Source organism: Okeania sp. (assembly GCF_983059655.1).
This window is the reverse complement of sequence record NZ_CEZPJD010000304.1, coordinates 1-9012: the sequence shown is the minus strand read 5'-3', so window position 1 is coordinate 9012 and position 9012 is coordinate 1. Positions and strand designations below refer to the sequence as shown.

6 protein-coding genes are annotated in these 9012 nt (G+C 37.3%); 2 read left to right on the top strand and 4 right to left on the bottom strand.

What is annotated here, in order from left to right; translation table 11 throughout:
- On the bottom strand, positions 1 to 1969 hold a 1969-nt coding region (locus AC3DU7_RS17320), incomplete at its 3' end, for a HEAT repeat domain-containing protein (protein WP_488040567.1).
- Complete coding sequence (locus AC3DU7_RS17315) at positions 1966 to 3210, bottom strand: hypothetical protein (RefSeq protein WP_488040566.1); 1245 nt, start codon at positions 3208 to 3210, stop codon at positions 1966 to 1968. The genes AC3DU7_RS17315 and AC3DU7_RS17320, both read right to left, overlap by 4 nt.
- Positions 3211 to 3445: 235 nt before the next feature.
- Between AC3DU7_RS17315 and AC3DU7_RS17310 the strand changes: the two genes are divergently transcribed.
- Together AC3DU7_RS17310 and AC3DU7_RS17305 are read left to right on the top strand one after the other, a co-directional pair.
- On the top strand, positions 3446 to 4921 hold the full coding sequence (locus tag AC3DU7_RS17310) for a glycoside hydrolase family 13 protein (protein WP_488040565.1): 1476 nt from the start codon (positions 3446 to 3448) through the stop codon (positions 4919 to 4921).
- 383 nt (positions 4922 to 5304) lie between these two features.
- A complete protein-coding gene (locus tag AC3DU7_RS17305; protein WP_488040564.1) occupies positions 5305 to 6039 on the top strand; it encodes a hypothetical protein in 735 nt (244 codons plus the stop codon).
- 150 nt (positions 6040 to 6189) lie between these two features.
- Here AC3DU7_RS17305 and AC3DU7_RS17300 read toward each other — a convergent pair whose 3' ends face one another.
- Both AC3DU7_RS17300 and AC3DU7_RS17295 read right to left on the bottom strand, forming a co-directional pair.
- A complete protein-coding gene (locus AC3DU7_RS17300) occupies positions 6190 to 6822 on the bottom strand; it encodes a hypothetical protein (RefSeq protein ID WP_488040563.1) in 633 nt (210 codons plus the stop codon).
- A gap of 182 nt (positions 6823 to 7004) precedes the next feature.
- Positions 7005 to 8303, bottom strand: a complete 1299-nt coding sequence (locus AC3DU7_RS17295) for an urease accessory protein UreH domain-containing protein (RefSeq protein ID WP_488040562.1) — start codon at positions 8301 to 8303, stop codon at positions 7005 to 7007.
- Positions 8304 to 9012 lie beyond the last annotated feature (709 nt).

Sequence of the window (9012 nt, the reverse complement as noted above, 5' to 3'; positions counted from 1 at the left end):
TTAAGTTTCCAATATCAGTCAACATTCGAGTCGTTTCATCCGCAGAAAAGGGCACAACAAAAATTTCCTTGAAAAAGTTGAACACCGGATTAGTGGGTACATTAGGTTGCTTCCATTGATTGATGCGGTTAATATCTGGATGGACATCGGCTACCAGTAGGGAAAGAGAACGTTTTTCCTGACTGATTGCTCGTAATGCTCCGAAGAAAGCATTGCACTCCTCCGCTCGCTCTTTTGTATCTGCCTCTGTAGGAATGATGCGCTCAATTTCATCTAGAAAAATGAGAATGGGAAGTTGATAACCGAGTTGAGAGAGTTGTTGAGTCAAGTTTTGCAACTGTTGAGTAAATTCTGTTGTCAGATGGGCAGCAGGGCGATCGCTCTCAAATAATTTAGGGTGACTCACCATTTTTGCGGAACGGGACTCAATTAGTTGAAACAGTTTTGATAAAATTTGATTAAACAACTCTGCACCATAATGTGGTTTGCTCCCGTAAGTTTGCAAGTCAATATGAACTAAAGGATTTTCTCGCATTGCAAATCCCAATTGCAACAACAACGAAGTTTTCCCAGACTTGCGCAAACCAAAAATACCAATACCCTGACCTCGACGTAGATTTTCTTCCAAACGTTGTAGTAGTTCCCCTCTACCAAAAAATGTGAGGGTATCACCGATGGCATTGCGGTCATCAAATAGGTCTGCTCCTGGTAAATAGCGTTCTGTGTAATCAGCTAAAAGTCCTGAAGATCCTTCCTCCTCTTGTAGTGCTTGTTCCACTGCCGTAAGAGGAATGGGAATGAGGATAAAGCGATCGCGCAATCTTACTTCGGCCATTCGCATTCGGAAGAGAGTATCTGGAGGTTCCCTATAGAAAATAATTCCTGCCTGTTGTTGGTTGGATTGTTTCATCTCGGTTGCCTGTTGCACTAGCTCAACTACATCTTGATCATCAGGTTGTTCTATTGCGAAGGAAACAGGTATGGGAATGTAGGACTTTAGCTTACCTTCAGCAGAGGTGATTTGCAATCCATGTTTGCCATTGTCGCTAGTTGTTGCCCCTGCTTCTTGAAAAAAAATTTGCACCCCAGCTTTTAATCCATCTACCACTTCTTGATTTTGTTTAGCTCGAAGTCTGGCTCTGAGCCAACGTAGAAACAATTCTCGGCGATACCATAATAGTAAACCTATAGCTACCATCAGGGAAGTCAAACTCAGGAACACTACTCTGCGGAAATTTCTAGCATAATGACTTCTAATCTCTGACTTGAAACTTACTATAGATTTACGAATTGCTTCCACATCTTCCCGTTCGTATCCTCCTTCACGTTCCAACAAATCACTCTCCAGCAGTAGTAGTCTTTCACTATTATCGCGAAGTTTGATATTATAGCGAGAGCTGATAAAGTATTCCATATCTTGCAGTGCTTCTTCTAAATATGATACAGCTTGCTTCAACTCTGGTAATGAGGGAGCTTTAGAAACAGGTCTGCGTTCAATATCTGCTGCCATTTCACGAAAAATTGATGCTGCACTGGAGCGGATCTGGCGTTCAGAACTTCTCAGAGCATAGGATAGAGTAGGTGCTCTAGACATCCCCATGCTTCTGAGGGCAAATTTGGCGCTAGCAAGAGCTGAGTCATTCTCGGTTTCCAGAGCATCAATCAATTTGAGCTGTGCGGGAAGACCAATCTCTATCAAAGAAAAAGTTGCTCTCAAGCGCACGACTTCATCTGTGTCTTCTAAGGCAGCAATGAGAACTGGAATAATAGTATCGGAGTCTTGATTGAATTTTCCTAAAGCTTTTGCTGCCCGACTACGAACCTGCCAATTTGGATTGGTTTCAAGCTGTTTAATGTAAGTTTTAATCTCTATCTCTGAAGTATTTTGCCCCCATACCTGACCTATCCACAATGTTGAGAGTGTTATGTTTACAAGGGTAACAGTCAGAGTAAGTAACTTAAATTTCATGGCGAGTTTAGTTCTATTTTCGACTTGGGTGGGGTGCGATCGCTGTAGGTTAAAGGCAATTCTCTATCTTTTACCCATTCTGGCTGTTTGTCTAGAGAAATCGTCATTGTGCCGTCTTGAGAAACTTGGTAGACGTATTGGCTATCAGGACAGAATTTCGAGTCTAAATTTGGAAATGAATCAGGCCACTTTCCTTGTTGCTTTGCTAGTTTCTTGACTTGCAGAATTTTCTGGGTAAATTCTAATTGTAGCATATTATACAATATTTTTATTCTGAATTTATAAAATGATGTAAAGATACTTGTTTGTGCTAAACAAATATCTTTTGTAAGAAGTAACCTCTCAATATATTCCTTTCTCCTTTGATTATTATAAATCTGATTACTATAAATAGCTAAGGATCTCAAGATAGATAAGTAATAATCATGTTCGAGTAAACGTTCCTGCCAATAAGGTGAGAGATTATCAACCTTACGAATGACTCCTGGCCGAAACGTTTCTATCCTCAATGCAAGTAATTGACCAGCTAAGGTGCCATCCTTTTTAAGGGATTGACTAATTTTCCAGGAGACTTCTAACATGTTCCTAGCTTCTTGGTTTTTTCCCTGACGTTGTTTTTCTAAAATATCTAGAGCCAAAATTTGTTGAAAGTTAGCCAAATCAAAGTGTGATGACAAGGCATCTAAAAGATTATGTGCATAATAATAATAACTTATCTCCAAGGAAGATATAGTTTTTATCCTTGTCTTTGACTTAGGTAATTCACTATTCAAAACATGATTCTTAATTTTCTTCAAGGCATCAGCTTTAGACTCCAAATAGTTCTGCAACTCTTGTGGTGCAGCTTCAATCTCATCATTGGGTTTTGAGATTTGACTATTAATATACTGGTAAAGTGATTCCTTGATATTTTCAAATTCATCCTTAGACTCCTGAGATTCCTTAAAATCTGGGTGATACCCCATATAGTCTCCAAATTTAAAAACACCTTGACCATCTGCTTTGCCAATTACTCCCAATCCAAATTCTTTTAACAATATAGCTTCCAGTTTCAAAGCAGAATCATTAGGCTCTGGATCGGGGTATTCTTCCTCTAATTCCTTCACTTTTTGTGCAATTTCCCTCTCAATCTCCTTTTCTAAGTGAGAAGCTAGAAGATTTCCACCTATCATCCAGAGTGCCAGTAACCCGATTACACCAAACACCAACCAACGAAAAAATGTGAGTTTAGATTTCAACATTAGGATAACAGAAAGTTCAAAAGTCCAGATAAAGTTAATTCTAGACTTATTATTTCGTTTTTGTCAGTTTGCTTGCCAAATTCTAAAATATATGCATTCTTTACAAAGAGAACCTTATCTCTACATCAAATTGCCTAACCATTGTTACAAATTTTAATATTACTTTAATTTGTGATACTTTGAGACCAATTTCCTGTAAAAATAGTAGCGATTTTCTAAAAAGATAAAATAATCTATGCAAATTCAAACACCAGAATGGGTAAAACACGCCGTATTTTACCAAATATTCCCAGACCGTTTTGCCAAAGGTCAACCGCCCACCCAAACCAGAAAAGGTATAGACAAAGGTTGTTATCCTTCTACCCTAGAACCTTGGGATGAACCTCCTACTCCTCAAGGTTACAAAGGGGGCAACCTCTGGGGTGTCATTGAACAACTTGACTATATTCAAGACCTGGGTGTCACTGCTATTTATTTCACTCCTATTTTTCAATCAGCTTGTAATCATCGTTATCATACCCATGACTATTACCGAGTCGATCCAATTTTAGGGGGTAATGAAGCTTTAAGAGTATTAATAGATGCTGCCCACGATCGCAAGATTAAAGTCGTTCTGGATGGAGTTTTCAACCACGCTAGTCGAGGTTTTTATTTCTTCAACGATATCTTAGAAAACGGCCCTCACTCTCCCTGGTTAAATTGGTTCAAAGTTGAAGGTTGGCCTCTGTCTGCTTATGATGGTAGTTTACCTGCTAATTATGTGGGGTGGATAGGCAACCGTGCTTTACCTGTATTCAATCACGATAACCTGGAAGTGAAGGAATATATTATGCAAATTGGGGAATATTGGTTAGAATTTGGCATTGATGGTTGGCGGTTGGATGTGCCGTTTGAAGTTAAGACTCCTGGGTTTTGGCAAGAATTTCGCGATCGCATCAAAGCTATTAACCCAGAAGCGTATATTGTGGGTGAGGTTTGGAGTGACTGCGTACAATGGTTGGATGGTACTCACTTTGATGGGGTGATGAATTATTTGTTTACTGGCCCGACTATTGCTTTTACAGCAGGCGATCGTGTGGATATTGAACAAGTTAAAGGTTGTGACTATTCTGCATCTCCCGCTTTAGGAGCTATGGAATATGGTCAAAAAATGCAGGAGTTGCTGCAACTATATCCTTGGGAAATTGAACTAACTCAACTCAATTTATTAGACAGTCACGATACAGCTAGACTTTTGAGTATTGCTCAAGGAGATAAAACAAGTGTTGAGTTAGCCACTCTGTTGTTAATGACTTTTCCTGGCGCTCCTAGTATTTATTATGGTGATGAAGTAGGTTTACCAGGGAAGTTAGATCCTGACTCTCGTCGTAGTTTTCCTACTGCGGAAAAATGGGATACTCAAGTTCTGGAATATCATAAAAAGTTAATTGCTATTAGAAATCAATATTCAGCTTTGCGTACTGGTAGTTATGAAGTTTTATTTGCAGAGGGAAATGTGTATGTATTTGCCCGTATTTTAGGAGATGAGGAAATTATTGTAGCTATTAATAGTGGTACAGAAGCCACAAAGGTAAATGTTTCTGCTACTCAGTTTAATTCTCGACCTAGTAAAATTGTTTATGGTAATTGTGAAATTTTCTGGCAAGAAGAATCTAGTCAATTAGAATTGAATTTACCCTCTAGAAAAGGCTGTATTTTAGTTGATAGTTAAACTATTTTAAATTTAAAAAGTAGTTAATTATTTACATTTTAAGGGAGATTATTTACATTAAATTCAAATAATAAACTAATAAATAAGACTTACGCATGAACTACAAAAAACTAGAATTTGAAATTGCTTTCCTGTGGGTTGCGATGATGAAAATAAGTTGTAGGTGCGTAAGTCATAATTTTTTTATTAGATATCAGCTTAAAAAAAAGTAGAGACTTTCCAGATAAAATCTAAAGAACTTACGCATGAACGCTATTGGTAGGGTGTGTTAGCGACAGCGTAACTGAGCGATCCCCTGTATATAGTGCCTTTGCGTAAGTCCTGTAAAATCTATATGGTATAAAAAGTAGTTTATTTTTGAGTAACTTCAAGAGTTTTAAAGTATGAAAAAAAGATATATTATCTTGCTCTTCGGTCTAGTATTAATAGCTATTTTATCCATTCCTGCTAATTATTCTCTAGCAATATTATTAACTTTACGCTCTCCACAATTAACCTCCTCGGCAATTCCACAAATAATAGTGGATAATTTTTTGGTTTCATTTTTGTTAATATGGATAACTTTTTGCTTGAATATCGGTATGAAAATCGGTAAAAATTGGCAATTTATTAAGGGTAGTATTATTATATTGGTTTCATTATTATTCCCTTGGATGTGGATAATTTTTTGGTTAAATACCGGCATGAAAATCGGTAAAAGTTGGCAAATTATTAGAGGGAGTATTATTGGTGTATTGGTTTCATTATTATTCCCTTGGATGGCGATAAATTTAATAGGTATTCTCTCTGCATATTCATTGCCTGCTTATTTAGGAGAAGCATCGTTATTAGATAAAATTTTCAGATTCTTAACAATTCAATATGGAGGATTTTTAGCTAAAACATTATTATACTTTCTTGGAACTGCTAGTTTTTTCATAGTGGGAATTATATTAAGTTTTCTCCAGCAGAAGTACCAAACAACTAAATTCAATCAAAAACAATCTCTCCAATTATCTATATTAACAACAATCTTAGCCATGAGCAGTAGTGCTTTAATGCTCAATGTGATGCCAAAAATTTTCATACCAGTGTGGCTAATAACTGGTATATATTTATTAAGAATAATTCGTCAGTAAGCGCCATTTCAGTTATCAGTTATCAGTTATCAGTACCTCTGCCTGTTTGCGCAGCATCCCGTAGGAAAGTATTGGGATTGAAATAGGGAAGGCTTGAGACCTTATTTTTTGGTCAGAGATTACTAATAACTTCCAACTTGCGCGTAGCGATCAGCCACCAGTAACAGTCACAGAATAATTAAATTTAAAAGGTTTAAAACTTTTTCCATCTTTGGCACTGCCAGTAATTTCTAAATCATAAACACCAGCTTTGGGAAAAGTAATTTCTGCTCCTGGTATTTCTTGATATTGTTCAGTATCAATACCTTTTAATTCTGGATTCATTATCGGTTTACTTTCAGCATTACGAGGTTGGGAATAAACATTTAATTGACAATCACATTCACTAAAAGGAAGACTTTTTCCACCTTTACGAGTTAGAGCAAACCAAGCTAAAGAAGGTTTACCTACTTTTGGATTATGATTTGGAGTAATGTGAAAAGTACAAGCCACATCTTCAGAAACTTCAACATTATGAGCTTGAAATTTGAAGAAGGAATGAACTATATTTGTCAGTTTTCGATACTCTAAAATTGACTCTTCATTTTTGGCATAAGCAAACTGGAAGTAATTTATTTTTTGACTGTCTGTAGATAAATATATCTGTTCTAAATCATCTTTTTTTTGATTACTAGAGATTAATTCTGAGAAAAAATTGTTGTTAAATTTTCTAGTTTCTCCAACAAAAGAAGAAATCAAAACTAGCAAAGAAACATTGAGACTAAATTTTAATAAAAAAAACATTTTTTACCTTCTCCGAAATTTATTATCAAATAGTATTATTGTTTGGGATTATAATATAAAATCCGTTTAATTCGGTATCAAAAAATATTCCATCTTCACTCAGACCGGAAAGAATGCTGAGTTCTTTTCCCTTCTGAATTCTGGATTCTGAATTCTGTTCAAGCCTTTTCTTCCCTTATGCCTTATGCCTTATGCCTTATGCCTTCTTCCAATACTTGCTTTTGAATTTTAACTTGTTCGAGTGGTGGTACATAATATTTGCCTATAGAAAATAAAGACCAAAACTGATGCGAACGTATAATCAAAACAACTAATATTGTCATACCAAAAAAAATAGCCCGCAATTGATTTCCGAAACTCCATTCCAAAGCACCCAAATAATGGGAACTCGCAGCTATCACATGAACTCCACATAACAAAAATGCCGGAACACTCAACAAATGTAACCTTCTCCACCACTTACCCAAATATTTCACTGCCACATCAAAACTCGTCAGCGCTAGCGGTAACATTAACCCCAAACCAAAAATACCTGCCCATATTCCTAGCTGATGCAGAGGCAACATAAACGATACTGCCTGCATATTCCAATTTAAACTATGGTCTAACATTCTTCCTGTGTGCGCCACCGACAAAACAAATGCACCCATTCCTATTGCTCGTCGATAACGTAGAGGTTGACTCCAAAACCGACTTAGAGGTCGTGCTACCAATGCCAACATTAAACATAATATTGCAGCAGAACCACTGTAGTCAACCATCTCACCATTGCGCATGACTACCATGATGCCAGTAAAAATACTCACCCATCCTGCCATTTGAAATAGTTGACTGCGTTTATCTGCACTCAAAAAAGATGTCAACATTCCTACGCCTAACATTGAGGGTAATGTTCCCAACCCAAATGCCAACATAGTTGCTCCACCTAACCAGATATTGCTAGTTTCTGCCGCTTTAATTTGGGCAGCATACAGGAAACCACATGGCATCAAACCCCAGACTAAACCGAGAAAAGCGGGGGTCCACCATTTGTTTTCCATGGAAAGATTAACCATAACTGTACTGAGGCGGTTATGCAGGTTGTTTTTTTTCAAGGGATGGAATATTGGTAGTTTGGGTAATAGTTGTGGTTGCACTTTTGCCAGACCAAACCAAATTAGCATTAAACCTGTGAGTATTGCTAACCACCGTCGCAAGTCACTGTCGATGCCAGCTAAATGACCGCTTGCTACTAATACGGAACCCAATGCACCAATACCAGCGCCAGTTAAGGTATAGCTACAGAGACGACCGAGGTTAAGCAGGGTATGAAATTGAAATTGATGCCATTTGTTAGAAGGAGTTGGTGATGGAACATCTGTTCGGCTCTGCGAACGCGTAGAAAGAGAGAAAGTTGCAGTCAATGGTCCGCACATTCCAACGCAGTGACCGAAACTTCCAAGAAATCCTAAAGTTGTTAATAGTAATAAGTCTAACAGCACGTTTTTTCAGAGTAATTAACAGTTTGACATAATCTATAATTATCTAGTGGATTGTTTCATCTTAAATGATGCAATAGGAAATTGGCCTGAGATTGCTTTCCTGACGGAATGCTCCGCAAACACTATCGTTCGCAATGACAATTCTAATGCACTATTTTAGGTGAAACAGTCCAATAGTATTATCTATCGTAAGACATTACCAGCAAATATCAACCTTTTCTGAAATCCTCTGTAGGGAAGTTTCACAATTTCCTGAGTTTATTTTGGTACTCCTGCAAAGCCTAATGGTAGATAGGGATAAACAACGGCGCTTCAAGGGAGCAAGATGCTCCCACTGATTTTTCCTTGACCAAAATAATGACAATAGACCACTATTACAATGCATCACCATCCTTATTTTTAGGATATTGACTTAAGAGCAAAAGAAAATAATATGCAATATCAAGTTCAAATAATTAGCGATCGTACCGTAAGTTTTGTTTTGCTCTGCCAATAGGTGGCGAAGCATTTCGTTTGCGTAGCATTCCAAAGGAGAGGAAAAAGTGCTATTCACAACCCAATAATTATAGCGGTTTTCACAAAGGTAGGTTACAAAGCTTCTGCCTTCTGCCTTTAAGCCAAAATCTCTATACTCTATGTTCATCAAAACTGCTATTAAAGATGTGTTTGTTGGGTTTCCTTTGTCAACTCAACCTACAAACTCAATTTT